Origin of the sequence: Frigoribacterium sp. R86507 (assembly GCF_044597695.1) — a bacterium.
Taxonomy (GTDB): Bacteria; Actinomycetota; Actinomycetes; order Actinomycetales; family Microbacteriaceae; genus Frigoribacterium.
Window position 1 is genome coordinate 1,077,291 of sequence record NZ_CP139002.1, and the last position, 16,288, is coordinate 1,093,578.

General features: G+C 72.1%; 10 protein-coding genes. 2 read left to right on the forward strand and 8 right to left on the reverse strand.

The features are described 5' to 3' along the window. Positions 1 to 63 precede the first annotated feature (63 nt). Positions 64 to 2,544, forward strand: a complete 2,481-nt coding sequence (locus SJY14_RS05250; RefSeq protein WP_396599988.1) for an ATP-binding cassette domain-containing protein — start codon at positions 64 to 66, stop codon at positions 2,542 to 2,544. Positions 2,545 to 2,626: 82 nt separating this feature from the next. Here the strand turns inward: SJY14_RS05250 and SJY14_RS05255 are convergent, their stop codons facing one another. The 7 genes from SJY14_RS05255 to SJY14_RS05285 all read right to left on the reverse strand — a co-directional run bounded on the left by SJY14_RS05255 (position 2,627) and on the right by SJY14_RS05285 (position 9,484). Further along, positions 2,627 to 3,526: an SDR family oxidoreductase gene (locus tag SJY14_RS05255; protein ID WP_396599989.1), complete on the reverse strand. Its 900-nt coding sequence runs from the start codon at positions 3,524 to 3,526 to the stop codon at positions 2,627 to 2,629. A 165-nt stretch (positions 3,527 to 3,691) separates the two neighbouring features. Beyond that, positions 3,692 to 3,985 (reverse strand): hypothetical protein, encoded by a 294-nt coding sequence (locus SJY14_RS05260; protein WP_396599990.1) that lies wholly within the window; start codon positions 3,983 to 3,985, stop codon positions 3,692 to 3,694. Positions 3,986 to 4,181: 196 nt separating this feature from the next. Then, complete coding sequence (locus tag SJY14_RS05265; protein WP_396599991.1) at positions 4,182 to 5,174, reverse strand: SDR family NAD(P)-dependent oxidoreductase; 993 nt, start codon at positions 5,172 to 5,174, stop codon at positions 4,182 to 4,184. Beyond that, a complete protein-coding gene (locus tag SJY14_RS05270) occupies positions 5,171 to 6,457 on the reverse strand; it encodes a UDP-N-acetylglucosamine--N-acetylmuramyl-(pentapeptide) pyrophosphoryl-undecaprenol N-acetylglucosamine transferase (protein ID WP_396599992.1) in 1,287 nt (428 codons plus the stop codon). The genes SJY14_RS05265 and SJY14_RS05270 overlap by 4 nt, the downstream gene beginning before the upstream one ends. A 57-nt stretch (positions 6,458 to 6,514) precedes the next feature. Further along, positions 6,515 to 7,876 carry an ATP-binding protein gene (locus tag SJY14_RS05275; RefSeq protein WP_396599993.1) on the reverse strand — a complete coding sequence of 454 codons (1,362 nt, stop codon included), beginning with the start codon at positions 7,874 to 7,876 and terminating at the stop codon, positions 6,515 to 6,517. Further along, positions 7,873 to 8,571 carry a response regulator transcription factor gene (locus SJY14_RS05280; protein ID WP_396599994.1) on the reverse strand — a complete coding sequence of 233 codons (699 nt, stop codon included), beginning with the start codon at positions 8,569 to 8,571 and terminating at the stop codon, positions 7,873 to 7,875. The genes SJY14_RS05275 and SJY14_RS05280 overlap by 4 nt, the downstream gene beginning before the upstream one ends. A 460-nt stretch (positions 8,572 to 9,031) precedes the next feature. Next, positions 9,032 to 9,484, reverse strand: coding sequence for a VOC family protein (locus SJY14_RS05285; RefSeq protein ID WP_396599995.1), 453 nt, complete (start codon positions 9,482 to 9,484; stop codon positions 9,032 to 9,034). A gap of 99 nt (positions 9,485 to 9,583) precedes the next feature. On the opposite strand from SJY14_RS05285, the gene SJY14_RS05290 reads away from it, so the two are divergent. Beyond that, positions 9,584 to 10,579, forward strand: coding sequence for a helix-turn-helix transcriptional regulator (locus SJY14_RS05290; RefSeq protein WP_396599996.1), 996 nt, complete (start codon positions 9,584 to 9,586; stop codon positions 10,577 to 10,579). A 143-nt stretch (positions 10,580 to 10,722) separates the two neighbouring features. On the opposite strand, the gene SJY14_RS05295 is transcribed toward SJY14_RS05290, so the two are convergent. After that, on the reverse strand, positions 10,723 to 16,155 hold the full coding sequence (locus tag SJY14_RS05295; RefSeq protein WP_396599997.1) for a beta strand repeat-containing protein: 5,433 nt from the start codon (positions 16,153 to 16,155) through the stop codon (positions 10,723 to 10,725). Between the last annotated feature and the right edge of the window lie 133 nt (positions 16,156 to 16,288).

Here is a 16,288-nt window from a genome sequence, read left to right on the forward strand (position 1 = left end):
CACCGACACTGGGGCCCGACCCGACCCGGCCCGACCGCCGCCGACACCCGTAGCATCGACCGAATGCCCGACACCGCCCCTCCTGACGTGCCCGACGCCCCGACCGACGCCACGACCACCGCCCCGACCGCCGTCCCCGCCGACGTCCACGCCCGCGGCTTCGTCCGAGTCCGCGGCGCCCGCGAGAACAACCTGCGCGCGGTCGACGTCGACGTCCCGCGCGACAGCATCGTCGCCTTCACCGGCGTCTCGGGCTCGGGCAAGTCGTCGCTGGCGTTCGGCACGATCTTCGCCGAGGCGCAGCGCCGCTTCTTCGAGTCGGTCGCGCCCTACGCGCGACGGCTGATCGCCCAGGGCGGCGCCCCGCACGTCGACGAGATCACCGGCCTGCCCCCGGCCGTCGCCCTGCAGCAGCGCCGGGGCGCCCCGAGCTCGCGCTCGACCGTCGGCACCCTGACCACCCTGTCGAACTCGATGCGGATGCTCTACTCGCGGGCCGGCAGCTACCCGGCCGGGGCCGACCGCCTCGAGTCCGACTCGTTCTCGCCGAACACGGTCGCCGGAGCCTGCCCGCGCTGCCACGGGCTCGGCATCGCGCACGAGGTGACCGAGGCGTCGGCCGTCCACGACCCCGGCCTGAGCATCCGCGACGGTGCGATCACCGCGTGGCCGGGAGCCTGGCAGGGCAAGAACCTCCGCGACGTCACGAGCGTGCTCGGCTACGACATCGACCGCCCCTGGCGCGACCTGCCGCAGACCGACCGCGACTGGTTGCTCTACACCGACGAGCAGCCCGTGGTCGAGGTGACCCCCCAGCGCGACCGCGTCGCCAAGCCGTACAAGGGCCGCTTCTGGAGCGCTCGCGCCTTCGTCATGCACACCCTCGCCGACTCGCAGAGCGAGACCCAGCGCACCAAGGTGCTGCAGTACGTCGAGAGCGGGCCCTGCTCGCTCTGCGGCGGCAGCGGCCTGACCCGGGCGGCGCTCGCGGTGACCTTCGCCGGCCGCACGATCGCCGAGCTGAACGCCCTGCCGATCGCCGAACTGGGCGACGTCCTGCGGCCGACGGCCACCCTGACGAGCGCGTCGGCCGCGGTGTCGAACGCGTCCTCGGGAGAGGTCACCGAGGTCGCCGTCCGCATCGCCTCCGACCTGTTGGCGCGGACGACCGTGCTCGACGACCTCGGGCTCGGCTACCTCAGCCTCGGCCGCGCGACGCCCACCCTGTCACCGGGCGAGATGCAGCGGCTGCGCATCGCGACGCAGCTGCGCTCGGGCCTGTTCGGCGTCGTCTACGTGCTCGACGAGCCGAGCGCCGGCCTGCACCCCGCCGACGCCGAGTCCCTCGTCGAGGTGCTCGAACGGCTGCGGGCGAGCGGCAACTCGGTGTTCGTCGTCGAGCACGACATGAGCATCGTGCGCCGCGCCGACTGGGTCGTCGACGTCGGCCCGGGGGCAGGCAGCCAAGGAGGCGCGGTGCTCTACAGCGGGCCCGTCGCCGGGCTCGCCGGGGTCGCCGACTCCGTCACAAGGCGCTTCCTCGACCCCTCCGTCTCCGATCACGCCCAGGGCGGGTCGCCCGTCCGACGCGAACCGACCGCCACCCTCGAGCTGCGCGGCGTCACCCGGCACAACCTCGACGGCGTCGACGTGGACCTGCCGCTCGGCGTGCTCACCGCGGTCACGGGGGTGTCCGGTTCGGGCAAGTCGACGCTGGTCGGCGGCGTGCTGGCCGAGACGGCGACCGCCCACGAGCGGGTCGACCGCGTGGTGCAGGTCGACCAGAAGCCGATCGGCCGGACGCCACGCTCGAACCTCGCGACCTACACGGGCCTGTTCGACGCCGTGCGCCAGGCCTTCGCCGCGACCGACGAGGCGCGGTCCCGGGGCTACGGCGCCGGACGCTTCTCGTTCAACGTCACCGGAGGCCGCTGCGAGGTCTGCCAGGGCGAGGGGTTCGTCTCGGTCGAGCTGCTCTTCCTGCCCGGCAGCTACTCGCCCTGCCCCGAGTGCCACGGCGCCCGCTACAACGCCGAGACCCTCGAGGTCACCTGGCACGGCGCCACCGTGGCGGACGTGCTCGCGATGACGGTCGACGAGGCGGCGACGTTCCTGACCGAGGTGACCAGCGCCTCCCGGGCTCTCGAGACGTTGCGGCAGGTCGGGCTCGGCTACCTGCGGCTCGGCCAGCCCGCGACCGAGCTGTCGGGCGGCGAGGCACAGCGCATCAAGCTCGCGACCGAGCTGCAGCGTGCCCGCACCGGACACACGCTCTACCTGCTCGACGAGCCGACCACGGGCCTGCACCCGGCCGACGTCGAGCTGCTCGTCACCCAGCTGCAGTTGCTGGTCGACGCGGGCAACACCGTCGTCGTGGTCGAGCACCACATGGGTGTCGTGGCGGCGTCCGATCACGTGATCGACCTGGGCCCCGGGGGAGGGGACGCCGGCGGGCGCGTGCTCGCCGTCGGCACGCCCGAGCAGGTGGCCGGGGCGACCGGCAGCCGCACCGCGCCGTACCTCGCGGTGGCGCTGCCCGCCTGACCCGCCGGAAGCCGGGGATTCGACGAGCCGAGGAGGCGCGGTGCAGTCGACCCGCGCCTCCTCGGTTTCGTCGTCGGTCGGGCTACGGCGAGACCATGCCGCCGTTCACGTTGAGCGTCTCGCCCGCGACGAAGCTCGACTCGGCCGAGGCGAGGAACACGTAGGCGGGTGCCTGCTCGGCGGGCTGGCCGGCGCGGCCGAGCGGGGCCTCGCTCGAGCCGAACTCGGGCAGCGACTCGGGGTCGACGCCGTCGGTCACCTGCAGCACGGTCCAGGTCGGGCCGGGCGCGACGACGTTGACGCGGATGCCCTTCGAGGTGAGCTGCTGCGACATGCCCTTCGACAGGTTGTTGATCGCGCCCTTGGTCGCCGCGTAGTCGAGGCGGTCGGGGGCGGGCGTGTGGGCCTCGGCCGACGCGGTGTTGATGATCGTGGAGCCGGGGGCGAGGTGCGGCACGGCGGCCTTGACGATCCAGAACGGCGCGTAGACGTTCGTGCGGAAGGTCAGGTCGAACTGCTCGTCGGTGATGTCCTCGATGTCCTGCTGCCAGACCTGCTTGCCGGCGACGTTGACGACGGCGTCGAGGCCGCCGAGTCCGTCGACCGCCTTCTGCACGAGTTCACGACAGAAGGAGGCGCTGGTCAGGTCCCCGGGGAGAGCCACGGCCTTCTGTCCCGCGGCCTCGATCAGCGCGATGACGTGGTCGGCGTCGGACTGCTCGCTCGGCAGGTAGTTCAGGGCGACGTCGGCACCCTCGCGGGCGTAGGCGATCGCGACGGCGGCGCCGATGCCCGAGTCGGCACCCGTGATGAGGGCCTTGCGACCCTGCAGGCGTCCCGTGCCGCGGTAGGTCTCCTCGCCGAGGTCGGGGACGGGAGTCATCTGCGACTGCAGGCCGGGCTCCTCCTGGTGCTGCACCTCGGGGCTGATCGTCGGGTAGAGCGTGCGCGGGTCGGCGAAGGTGTACTGGTCGCGGGTCATGCGGGGTCCTCTCTGGTTCGCGGTGCCCTGGACGCTACGCCGGGGGACTCCGGGGCGTACCCCGCGGGCGCGCCCGAGGCCCACGACGCACGAGTGGCCCCGAGCCGTCGTCCGCTCGGGGGCGGAGGACGGTTCGGGACCACTCGACGAGGTGCGTGACCCGGGTCAGAGGCCCTGGGTCATGATGAGCGCGCCGGCGATCATCGAGCCGATGTTGGCCAGGATGCCGACGAAGCCGAGCACGATGCCGACCGTCGCGATGGTGCGGGCGGCGGGCTCGCTCTTGCGCGAGAGGAAGCCGAGCACCACGGCCGCGATGGCCAGCAAGATCCACAGGACGGGCAGGAACAGGCAGAGGACGATGCTGACGATGCCGAAGACGAGCGACAGGACGCCCATCGTCTTCTTGGTCGTCGAGGCGGGCACGTTCGCGCCGGTGTACGGGGTGGGGTTCGTCATCGGTGTCTCCTCGACATCTGGGTGAGCATTACTCGTCGAAGCTAGCCACTTTCTGGGGGAGAGGGCCGCGGGGCCGCCCGGCGCGGCGGGCCTGTCGTGACGGGTGTGGTCAGGTCACTCGTGTCGTGCCGGTAGAGCAGTCAGCCGGTGACGGCGAACGCCGGCGGAGGCGCGTCCACCGTCGCGGGCCGTCTCGTCACACGACATAGCGGCCGTCCTCTCGTTCGCGGCTGAGCACCCATCGCCACGTTCGTTCCAATCCGTCCGTGAGCGAGACGGTGGGTGCCCATCCGGTCAGTTCGCGTGCGAGCGTGTTGTCCGAGAGCAGTCGGTCGACCTCGCTGCCGTCGGGGCGCCGCCGGGAGTCGTCGGACACGACCCGCGCCTCCTGACCCGAGATGTCGATCAGGGTCTCGGCGAGGTCGCCGATGGAGATCTCGGTGCCGGTGCCGAGGTTGACGGCGCGGCCGAGGGCGGCGTCCGAGGCGCCGACGGCGAGGAACCCGAGGGCGGTGTCGGTGACGTACGTGAAGTCCCGGGTCGGCGTGAGCGATCCCAACCGGATCTCCGTCGTACCGGTGCGCAGCTGGGCCAGGATGGCGGGGATGACGGCCCTCGTCGACTGGCGCGGACCGTAGGTGTTGAACGGCCTGCACACGGCGACCGGGGTGTCGAACGAGTGGAAGTACGACAAGGCGATCGCGTCGGCGGCGATCTTCGAGGCGGAGTACGGCGACTGGGGTTGCAGCACGTGCTGCTCGTCGATCGGCACGGCCCGGGCGCTGCCGTAGACCTCCGACGTCGACGTGTGGACCATGCGTGCTCCGTGCCGCCGGCATGCGGCGACGACGTTGTGCGTGCCGACGACGTTGGTCTGGACGTACGAGTCCGGCGCCTCGTAGCTGTAGGGGATGCCGATCAGGGCTGCGAGGTGGAACACCAGGTCGACGCCTTCGACGCACCGGTCGACGAGGTGGCCGTCGCGCACGTCGCCCGAGACCACCTCGACCCGCGGGTCGTCGAGCACGTTCGCCAGGAATCCGAGCGTGCCGTAGGGCTTGTAGTGGCAGAGCGCACGCACGTGGGCTCCGGCGGCGAGGAGTTCGTCGACGAGGGTCGAACCGATGAAGCCTTCGGCTCCCGTGACGAGCACGGTCCGGCCGGCGTAGGCGTCGTGATGGGGGGTCATGGGTGGTCCTTCCGAGCAGGGGTGGTCGTGGTCGAGGGCGATGACGGGGGAGCGGAGGAGGCGTGGAGCCGTGAGGCCGACGGGGTCGCGGCGGTGGTCGACGGCCACCGTGCCGGTGAGTCGGCCCAGGGAACCCGGCCCCGTCGCACACGCCCGGCCCGGGCCAGGTCGACGGCCCACGCCGCGAGCCCCGTGGCGGCTCCCACATGGCGAGGACTGGGCGCCGGCGCCGGTGACGAGGCGAGGTCGTCGAGGGCACGCTCGAGGGAGTCGACCGTCAGGTGCTCGTCGGCGACGAGGCGGGCCTGTCCCGTGTCGACCAGCTCGCGGGCGTTGTGGGTCTGGTGATCGCCCGGGGCGTGCGGGTAGGGCACGAGCACGGCAGGGACGCCGAGGTGCTGCAGCTCGGCGACCGAGGCCGAACCGGATCGGGTGACGGCGGCGTCTGCGGCCACGTAGGCGAGGTCCATCCGGTCGATGTACGACACGACGTCCGCGACGCGGTCGCCGCCCGTCGCACGCAGGCGACGTCGGGCCTCGTCCGTCTGCCCTGCCCGGGCCTTGACGAGCAGGCGGACGTCGTCGCGGTCGGCCCATCGGGTCGCCAGGTCGAAGGACGCCCGGTTCAGGCTCTCCGCCCCTTGGCTGCCTCCACTGACGATGACGAACCGCTGTCCTGCGTGCACTCCGAAGTGGGCTCGCGCTTCCTCTCGGTCACGCCGCCGATCGGCCGACGCGACGGCGGACGGCAGGGGGATGCCGAGATGCCTCACCTCGCGGCCGCCGGAGGGGAACGCACCCCGTCGACACCAGGACGCGTGGGCCGGATCGAAGCCCGTGGCGACGTGAGGCGTCATGAGTGCCGCGAGCAGGTTCGCCCGCCCCGGCACCGCGTTCGACTCGTGGACCAGACACGGGATGCCCGCCAGGCGAGCGGCGAGGACGACCGGGATGCTGGGGTAGCCGCCCATGCCGAGCACGACGTCGACCCGGTCCTCGCGGAGCTGCCGCATCGCGAGCCGGACGCTTCGGACCAGGTGCAGGGGGAACAGTGCCAGGTTGCAGTCCCGAGTTCGAGCCAGGGGTGTCATGGGAACCGTCCGGAGGGGGTAACCGCCGGCGGGCACGAGGGTGGTCTCGAGGCCGCGGTCGGTGCCCGAGAACGAGATGTCGGCATCGGGCACCAGGGCGCGCACGGCGTCGGCGGTGGCGAGGCCGGGGTAGATGTGGCCGCCGGTGCCGCCGGCGCCGATCACCATCCTGAGGGGAGTCGTCGAGGTCATGCCCCGATGCTCGACGGCGGCGATGAGGTCAGGATTAAGTCGGCCTCGCCCTCGCGATCACTCGTCCGTGGCGACGGGAAGCGTCACGGTCATCGTCGTGCCCCCGCCGTCCGTCGTCGACGCCGCGATGTCGCCGCCGGCTTGCTGCACGGTCTGGTGCGCGATGGCGAGGCCGAGTCCCGACCCCGGCAACCGGCTGGCGTGGGGTGACCGGTAGAACCGGTCGAAGATGCGCGGAAGGTCGTCTTCGCGGATGCCGGCACCGTGGTCGACGACGCGGACCAGCACGGACGAGGCCGTCCTGGTCACCGCGATCTCGACCCGGCCGGGCCGGGGACCGTACTTGCCGGCGTTGTCGAGCAGCACGTTCCAGAGCCGCTCGAGACGGTCGGGGTCGGCGAAGACCCGCACCTCACCGGCGTCGTCGTCGTCGACGACGTCGAAGGTCACGTCGGGCCAGTGACGACGGGCGGCAGCCGCTGCCGCATCGATCGACCGCCGTACCGGCACCGGGTGTGCATCGGGTTCCGTGTCGTCTCCTCGAGCCAGTTCGACCAGATCGTCGACGAGGTCCTGCATGCCGAGCAGTTCGCGCTCGACGTCGACGCGCAGGCGCTCTCGTACCGGGGGTGCCAGGGCGTCGCCCCGCCCGAGCAGGGCGATGTTCGTCCGGAGGGTCGTCAACGGTGTCCGCAGCTCGTGGGACGCGTCCGCGACGAGCTGCCGCTGGGCGGTGGTGGCCGCGGCGAGCTGTTCGAGCATGGCGTTGAAGGCCGAGCCCAGCCGTCCGAGCTCGTCGTCGCGGGAGATCTCCACTCGGTCGTGGGGATCTCGGGTGCTCGCCACGCGGCGGATCGAGGCGGCGAGATCGGCCACCGGCCGGAGGCCGACCGTCGCGACCAGCCACCCGACGACAGCCGAGAGCAGGACGCCTGCCGCGCCTCCTGCCAGCAGGCCCGCTCCGACACGTCTCATCGTCTCGTCGGTGGCTTCGGTGGGCACGCCGACCATCACGGCCGTGTCGCCGCGTGTGGGGAGCACGATGGTGCGCACCTCGACGTCGTCGGCGACGACCGTGTCGTAGGCCGCGTCGCGGTCCCCGCGGGCGACCGCGACGGCTGCTCCGGTGACCGCGAGGGCCGTGCCGTCGTCGAACGGTCGGTCCTCGGACGACACCACCCGGGTGCACCCGGGCTCGGAGGTGTACCGACAGTTGTCCGACCCGGAGGCGACGTAGTCCGCCTGCGCGTCGATGAGCCGCTGGATGCGAGTCGCCTCCCGGAGCAACGACACGTCCTGCCCCTTGGTCACCTGGTGGCCGACCAAGGTGAACGTGAGGGCGGCGACCAGCAGGACGACCCCGGCGACCGTCGCTGCGACGACCACGGCGAGTCGCGTGCGCAGGGACGTCCTCGTCACCGACCCGCACCGATCCGGTAGCCGACCCCGCGGACGGTCTCGATGAGCCGGCCCTCGCCCGCCTCGTCGAGCTTGCGGCGCAAGCTGCTGATGTAGACCTCGAGCGCGTTCGACCGCGGTGCCTCGTCGTCGGCCCACACGGCGTCGACCAGATCGTCCCGGGTCCGGACGCGTGAGGGCGAGGAGAAGAACGCCGTGAGGATCGCGGTCTCGATGCGGGTCAGCGCGACGGTGCCGCGGGGAGACGTCAGCACGCGATCGTCCGGATGGAGGGTGCGGTCGCCGAAGCCGACGACCTCCCGCGGGATCGGGGACGCCCGTCGCACGAGCGCACGCACCCGGGCCAGCAGCTCGTCGAGGTCGAACGGCTTGCCCAGGTAGTCGTCGGCCCCCGCGTCCAGGCCCTCGACGCGATCACGGGGGTGGTCGAGGGCGGTGAGCACGAGGACGGGCACCCGGTCGCCCTGCGCCCGCAGGGTGCGACACACCGCGAGCCCGTCGAGACCGGGCATGGAGACGTCCAGCACCACCACCTCCGGGTCCGTCCGCGCGACGGCGGCGAGCCCCTCGGCGCCGTCGGCCGCCGTGACGACGTCGTACCCGTCGGCCTCGAGGGCCGTGCGGAGGCCGAAGACGATCGCCGGGTCGTCGTCGACGACGAGTATCCGGGTGCGCGGCGACGTGATGGTGCTCATGCCCACATGCTGACGCACGATCATGAGGGCCGTCTCATCGACGTCGAGCCCCACGACGTGGTCCCAGGGGAGCGCGTGGTCCGTCCGACGCACCAGGGTCACTCTGGTGGTCGGGGACCGAAGCCTGCACCCCATCGGAGCATCCATGAGTCGGCGTCGAGGAGCGGTTCGAATCCGAAGCGGCGGTAGAGGCCATGGGCATCTTGCGTGAACAGGGCCGTGCGCTTGAGATCCAGGGGCTCCAGATCGTCCAGGATTCCCGACATCAGGGCCGATCCCACACCAGCCCCCTGAGATCCCAGCGCGCCGAGTTCGTCACCACCTGCGGCTCACGTTCGCTTCTGGTCCTCGGCCGAGATGCAGGACGAGTCGGGCGACGACTTCACGGTCGAGGAGTCGAGTGTGGTCGTGCTCGAGCGCTTCGAGATCGTCCGATGACCGACCGCGTACCGGGCGGGCGTCAGGCGGTGACGCTGATGCTCCAGGTCACACCGAACCGGTCCGTCAGCATGCCGAAGCCCGAGCTCCACGCCGACGCGGCCAACGGCTCGACGACGACGGCGTCGACCGCGAGGGCGTCCCAGTAGCCCTGGAGTTCCTCCAAGGTGTCCGAGCCGAGCGAGACGAAAAGGGCCTGGTCGGTGATGGTGGTGCCGTTCTCCCGGCGGGTCGAACCGCCGCCGGCGATCGGTCCTTCGGTCTCGCCGGGGATGTCGTAACCCATGACGCGGAAGCCGTTCTCGGCGGCGACGAGGCCGAACACGACCTTGTCCGAGCCGGGCACCTCGGCCGGCATGCCGAAGTCCGCGTAGGTGTTGACGACGGTGTGGCCGCCGAACACGGAGTGGTAGAACTCCAGCGCCTGGCGCGCGTCGCCACGGAAGTTGAGGTGGGTGGTCGTCTGGATGGTCATGTCTGCTCCTTGATCGATCAGGCCGGTGTGGCTCGACGGGTCAAGCTTTCCCGGCATGTAGGTCAGGTTCTGGCCTAGATCGCGCATAAAGTCAGAACCGTGACGACGACTTCACGACTGCTGAACCTGCTGTCCTTGCTGCAGACGCGGCGGGACTGGCCGGGGTCGCTCCTCGCGGCCCGTCTGGACGTCAGCGACCGGACGGTGCGACGGGACGTCGACCGACTGCGCGAGCTGGGCTACGCCATCCACGCCACGATGGGCGTCGACGGCGGCTACCGACTGGACGCCGGCAGCGAACTGCCCCCGTTGTTGTTCGACGACGACCAGGCCCTCGCCCTGGCCGTCGCCTTGCAGACCGCACCCGGCATCGATGCCCGCATCGGCGAGGCCGCCATCCGTGCCCTCGCCACGATCCGGCAGGTGATGCCCTCCCGGCTGCGTCATCGCCTCGACGCCCTGCACGTCACCACCGTCGGGCGTCCCGGCGACGCGCCCCCGAACCCCGTCTCCCTCGACGTACTCGTGACGGTGTCCGACGCCGTCAGGGACCACGAGACCCTCCGTTTCGACTACCCGGCACGCGATGCCGCGGGTGACGACGAAGCGGTCGGTGGAGGTCGAGAGCTCCGCCCGCCCCGCCGTGTCGAGCCGCACCACCTGGTCGCGTCCCACGGCCGCTGGTACCTCGTCGGATGGGACCTGGACCGCGACGACTGGCGGCTCCACCGCGTCGACCGTGTTCGCCCGCGAACGCCGAACGGGCCCCGCTTCACCCCGAGGACCGTCCCGGGAGGGGACGTCGACGCCTTCGTGTCGGCACGCTTCAAGGGGTCGGACGTCGACGAGTGGGCCTGCCGCGGCACCGTCGTCCTGCACCTGCCGGCACACGACGTGTTGCCGTTCGCCGGCGACGGAACCGTGATCGCGGTGGACGACCAGCGGTGCACCCTCGAGGCGGGCTCCTGGTCGTGGGGCTCACTCGCGGCGTCCTTCGGGCGGTTCGACGTGGCGATGGACGTGCTCGGTCCACCAGAACTGGCGGACGCGTTCGCCGCCCTCGCCGAGCGGTACGCCGCGACGAGCCAGCGCTAGCGGCTCAGCCCACGGGCCGGGTCGCAGAATTCGCGTCGTCGTCCTCGGGGACTCGCACCGCGCCTCCTGAACGACGGACGTCCCCGCCCGCTCGCCGCCTCGGGAGGAGGGGGGAGCGGACGGGGACGTCGGTGTGGCGAGGGCTACTCGGCCCGGCGACGGCCTCGGATCGGGCCGACCACGCGACGACCGCGACGCGAGAGCGCCAGGCCGAGGGCGACCCCGAGCAGGGCCATGGCGGCGATGCCGAGCACCGACGCGCTGCCGGTGAAGGCCAGCTGCGTCGCCGACAGGATCATCGGGAACGACACCGTGACGACGGCCTGGACCGTCTCGCCGGCCGTGTCGGTCACGCGGTACTGCACCGAGGCCTTCGAGTCGAAGCCCGCCGCGGGGGTGAAGACGACGTCGCCGTCGACGACCGTCCAGGTGCCCTGGTCGGGCACGGTCAGCGTGCTGACCCCGTCACCGGTCGCCGGGTCGACGATGACGACGGTGCCGCGGTCGAAGGTCGCTCCCTCGGTGGGGGCGTCGTTCGCCGTGACGTCGACGGTGACCGGGTGGTCGGTCGTGCCGCGCTGCTGGTCGTCGACCGCGACGGCCGCGCCCAGCACCGTGATGTCCACGGTGGCGCGGGCGGTCTGTCCGGCCTCGTCGGTCGCCGTGTAGTCGAAGGTGTCGACCCCGACGAAGCCGGCGTTCGGCATGTAGTCGTATGCGCCGTCGAGGTCGAGCGACACGGTGCCGTGCGACGGCTCGGACGCCAGGGCGACCCAGAGGGCCGACCCGTCGTCGTTGCGCATCACGCCGCCGACCCTGCCCGAGACGAGTCGCTTGCCGGCGATCGTCCTGTTCGAGTCGTTCACGGCCTTGACGCGCACGGTGATGGTGACCGTGGCGGTCGCGGTGCCGCCGTCACGGTCGGTGACCGTGTAGGTCACGGGGTCCTTCCCCGAGTACCCGGCGGTCGGCGTGTAGACCAGGCGACCGCTGGGGGCGATCGTGACCGTGCCGTGAGCGGCGGGGCCCGTCGAGGTGACGCGGAGGCCGGTGCCGAGGTCGTTGCCCAGCACGCCCGGCGCGTCGACGGTCAGCGTCGTGTCGGCCGGCGTCGAGGCCGCGTCGTCGACCGCCGTCGGCAGCACCGTGATGGTGACGGTGCCCGTGCGGGTCTGTCCTTCACCGTCGGTCGCCGTGTACGTGAACGCGTCGGTGCCCGAGAAGCCGGCCTTCGGCGTGTAGACGTACGAGCCGTCGCGAGCGAGCTCGACCAGGCCGTGCGTCGGTGCCGCGTCGAGCGTCGCGGTCAGCGAGCTGCCCGAGTCGTTCGAGAGCACGCCGTGCCCGGCGTCGACGGTCAGCGGGGTGCCGGCGCGCGTGCTGCCGGTGTCGTCGACGGCCAGGGCGCCGACGACGACGGTCGCGGTGGCCTTCGTCGACCGGCCGGCCGAATCGGTCACGGTGTACTCGACCCGGTCGGTGCCCGAGAAACCGGCGACCGGCGTGTAGACGAACGACCCGTTCGACCGGGTGTCGATCGTGCCGTGCGCCGGGGTGCCGACGCCCGTCACGGTCAGGCCGGTGCCGAGGTCGTTCACCAGCAGACCCGGGGCGGGCACCGAGAGCGCGGTGCCGGCAGGCGTCGAGTAGCGGTCGTCGAGGGCGCGGGGCGTCACCGTGACGGTGACCGTCGCCGTGGCGCTGCCGCCGTCACGGTCGCCGACCGTGTAGACCACGATGTCGTCTCCCGAGAAGCCGGGGGCCGGTGTGTAGTCGACGGTGCCGTCCGGCGCGATCGTGACCGTCCCGTGCGCGGCCGGGGTCGCCGCGGTGACGGTCAGGCCGGTTCCGACGTCGTTGCCGAGCACACCCGGTGCGGCGACCGTGACACGGTCACCGGCCACGACCGTGGCGACGTCGGGGGCGGCCTTGGGGCTGACCACGATCGTCACGATGCCCGTGCCGGTCTGACCGTTGCCGTCCGTGACCTCGTAGCCGAACGAGTCCTTGCCCGAGGTACCGGGCTTCGGCGTGTAGGTGTACGAGCCGTCGGGTGCCATCGTGACCGTGCCGGCCTTCGGCTGGTCGGTGACGGTCGCGGTCAGGCCGGTGCCCGTGTCGTTCGACAGCACGCCGTGGTCGGCGTCCACCACGAGGGGCTGGTCGGCGGTGGTGCCTCCGGCGGGGGAGTCGTCGACGACGATCGGTCCGACGTGGATCGTCACCGTGGCGACGTCCGACCCACCGGACGCGTCGGTGGCGCGGTAGGTCAGTCGGTCGGTGCCCGAGAAGCCGTCGGCGGGCGTGTAGCTGATCGTGCCGCCGGCCGCGATGGTCGCGGTGCCGTGCGCCGGGGCTTCCACGAGCTCGGCGCGCAGGTCGGTGCCGAGGTCGTTGCCGAGCACGCCGGGCGCCGCGACGGTGACCGGGGTGCCGGCCTTCGTCGAGGTCCCGTCGTCCACGGCGTCGGGCAGGACGACGATCGTCACGATGCCCGTGCTCGTCTGCTTCTCGGCGTCGGTCGCGGTGTAGGTGAAGCTGTCGGTGCCCGAGAAGCCCTTCGTCGGGGTGTAGACGTACGAACCGTCCTTCGCGACGGTCACGTCGCCGTGACGCGGGGTTCCGTCGAGCGCGGCCGTCAGTCCGGTGCCGCGGTCGTTCGAGAGCAGGCCGTCCTTCGCCGGCACGGTCAGGTCGCGACCGGCGGTCGCGGTGCCCCGGTCGGCCATGGCCAGGTCGCCGACGACGACCCAGGCGCGAGCCGTCGCGGTCTGCCCTGCGGCGTCCGTCACCCGGTACTCGAACGAGTCGGTGCCCGAGGTGCCGGCATCCGGCGTGTAGCTCCAGGTGCCGTCCGGGTCGACCGTCACGGTGCCGTGCGCGGGCGTGCCGTGGTCGGTCACGCGCAGCCCGGTCCCGAGGTCGTTGCCGAGCAAGCCGGGAGCCGCGGTGGTGACGGTCGTGTCGGAGGAAGTGGTGACCTGGTCGTCGACGGCCACCGGCTTCACGGTGATCGTCACCGTCGCCGTCGCGGTGCGGCCGGCGGCATCGGTGGCCTGGTAGGTCACGGTGTCGGTGCCCGAGAAGCCGGGTGCCGGCGTGTAGTCGAACTCGCCGTTCGGGGCGATGGTCGCGGTGCCGTGCTGCGGGCCGGTCACGATCGCGGCGCTGAGGCCGGTGCCGAGGTCGTTGCCGAGGACGCCGGGACCGTCGACGTGAGCGTTGCCACCCGCGACGACGGTGACGGTGTCGTCGACGGCCTTCGGGGCGACGGCGACGGTGACCGTCCCGGTACTCGTCACGCCGTTCGTGTCGGTCAGCGTGTAGGTGAAGGTGTCGGTGCCCGAGAAGCCCTTCACCGGCGTGTAGACGTACGAGCCGTCGGGGTTGACGACGACGGTGCCGTTCGTCGGGGCCGTGGCGAGCGCCGCGCTGAGCGGGCCGCTGCCCCCGTCGTTGCTGAGCAGTCCACGCCCGGCGGGCACGTCCAGGGGCGAGCCCGCGACGGCGTCGACGGTGTCGGCCGAGGCGCGAGGCGCGACGGTCACGGTCACCGTGCCGGTGTCGGTGCCGCCGTTGCCGTCGGTGACGGTGTAGTCGACGGTGTCGGTGCCCGAGAAGTCGTCGGCCGGTGTGTAGAGCACGTCGCCCGCGGGGGTGACCGACGCGGTGCCGTGACCCGGCGTCCCGACGGCGGTGACCTTGGTGTCGATGCCGTCGTCGTTCGCGGTCAGGGCGCTGCCGGCGATGGTCGTCGGGGTCCCTGCGACCGCGGTGGCCGTGTCGTCGACGGCGGTGGGCAGCACGGTGAGCGTCACGGTGCTCGTGGTGCTCCGGCCTTCGGTGTCGGTCGCCGTGTAGGTGAAGGTGTCGGTGCCCGAGAAGCCGTCCGCCGGGACGTACCGGAACGAGCCGTCCCGGCCGAGTACGAGGGAGCCGTGCGAGGGTCCGGTCGCGACGGCGGCGGTCAGACCGCTGCCCGAGTCGTTCGACAGCACGCCCGAGGCGGCGTCGACCACGAGGGCCTGGCCGGCGCGAGCGGTCGCGACGTCGTCGCTGCCGGCCGGGGTGACGGTGATCGTGACCGTCGAGGTCGACGTGCCACCGCCTCCGTCGGTCGTCGTGTACTGGAAGGTGTCGGTGCCCGAGAAGCCCTTCGCGGGCGTGTAGGTGTACGAGCCGTCGGCCGCGACGGTGGCCCGGCCGTTCGCCGGCTGCGTGTTCGACGTCACGGTCAGGTCGGTGCCGGCGTCGTTGGAGAGGACGCCGGGGGCGCCGACGGTCAGGGTGGTTCCGGAGGCGGTGGTCCCGGAGTCGTCGGAGGCTGCGGCCGAGGACGCCGAGACGGTGTTGACGAAGGTGCAGACGACGTCGGTGCCGTCGGCGCTCGTCGCGGCGGGGAACGAGAACTGCGCGGTGTTGCCCGAGCCGGAGGCGACGGTCGCGTCGTCGTTGACGTTCGCGCACCGGTAGGTGGTCGAGTAGTCGGCGAGGCGGGTCGTGCTGTTGCCCGCCGTCTGCGAGACGGTGTACGTGCGGGCCGGGATAGCGAGTGCGGCGCCGGCCTTCTGGGCCTGGACCCCGGTCGCGTTGCCGGACGTCGTCGCGGTGGAGGGCGCTGACAGGTTGCCGCCGTCGACCTTGAGCGCGAACTGGTCGCCGGACTTCCAGCGGCCCGTGACATCCGCCTTGCCGGTCAGGGTGTTGGCGTAGTTGCAGCTCGCGAGGTCGGTGTACGAGGCGATGTTGCTGATCGCCGGCGTGGTCATGCGGCTGACCTCGGCACCCGAGCTCGAGTCGAGCTTGATGATCTGCATGCCGGACGAGACGTAGAGGTAGCCGTCGGACGAGAACGCGATGCCCGGGCTGTTGGTGCCGGTGGGCAGGTCGGTCAGCTTGGTGGCGGCGAGCGAGGTGGTGCCGGCCGTGGTCGGGATCGTCTCGTCGTTGAGGCGGTAGACCGCGTTGCTCGCCACGACGAAGAGCAGCCCCTGCGTGCTGAAGGCGAAGTCGCCGTTGCCGGCCTGCAGGCCGGGGATGCGACCGACGACGCCGATCTTGTCACCGGTCTTGGGGTCGTAGGCCGAGATCGTGGCCGGGTCGCCACCGGTCGCGTAGTAGTAGATGCCGGTGACCGGGTTGACCGCACCGCGCAGCGTCGAGGCGGGGGCGCCCGACGGGTTGGCGTTGGCGACGGTCGTGACCGCACCGGCCGCCGAGTCGTAGCGTGCGAGCGTGTTGCCGTTCGAGTTGTTCGCCTGGCCGTTGGTGAAGGCGTAGGCGTCGAGGCCGTTGCGTCCGACGCCGAGACCGTTGTTCGCGGGCGAGAACGGCGTGGCCGACCCGGCGATCACGTCGGACACCGTGTTCGCGGCGACGTTGATCGCGACGAACTGGCCCTGGCCCGCCGTGGCGTAGATCGTGTTCTGGTCGCACGAGAGCGCGGCCGCGGCCAGCGCGGGTGCCGGCGCGACGGCCTGCGTCACGGCGACGGCCGCCAGTAGGGAGGCGGTGGCGAAGGCCGCGAACGAGAGGGCGCGACGACGGGGGCGCACGGAGGCGCGGAGAAGCGACATGGGCTGGTGGTGTCCTCGGGTGGGGGCGTCCGGCCGGGTCGGATCCGGTCGGACGTCGGTCCTGCTCGACACGCGGGGGTTCAGGCGCCCGCGCGTCGCCCCCACGGGAACGGGGGCTCCACGGAAGTGGATG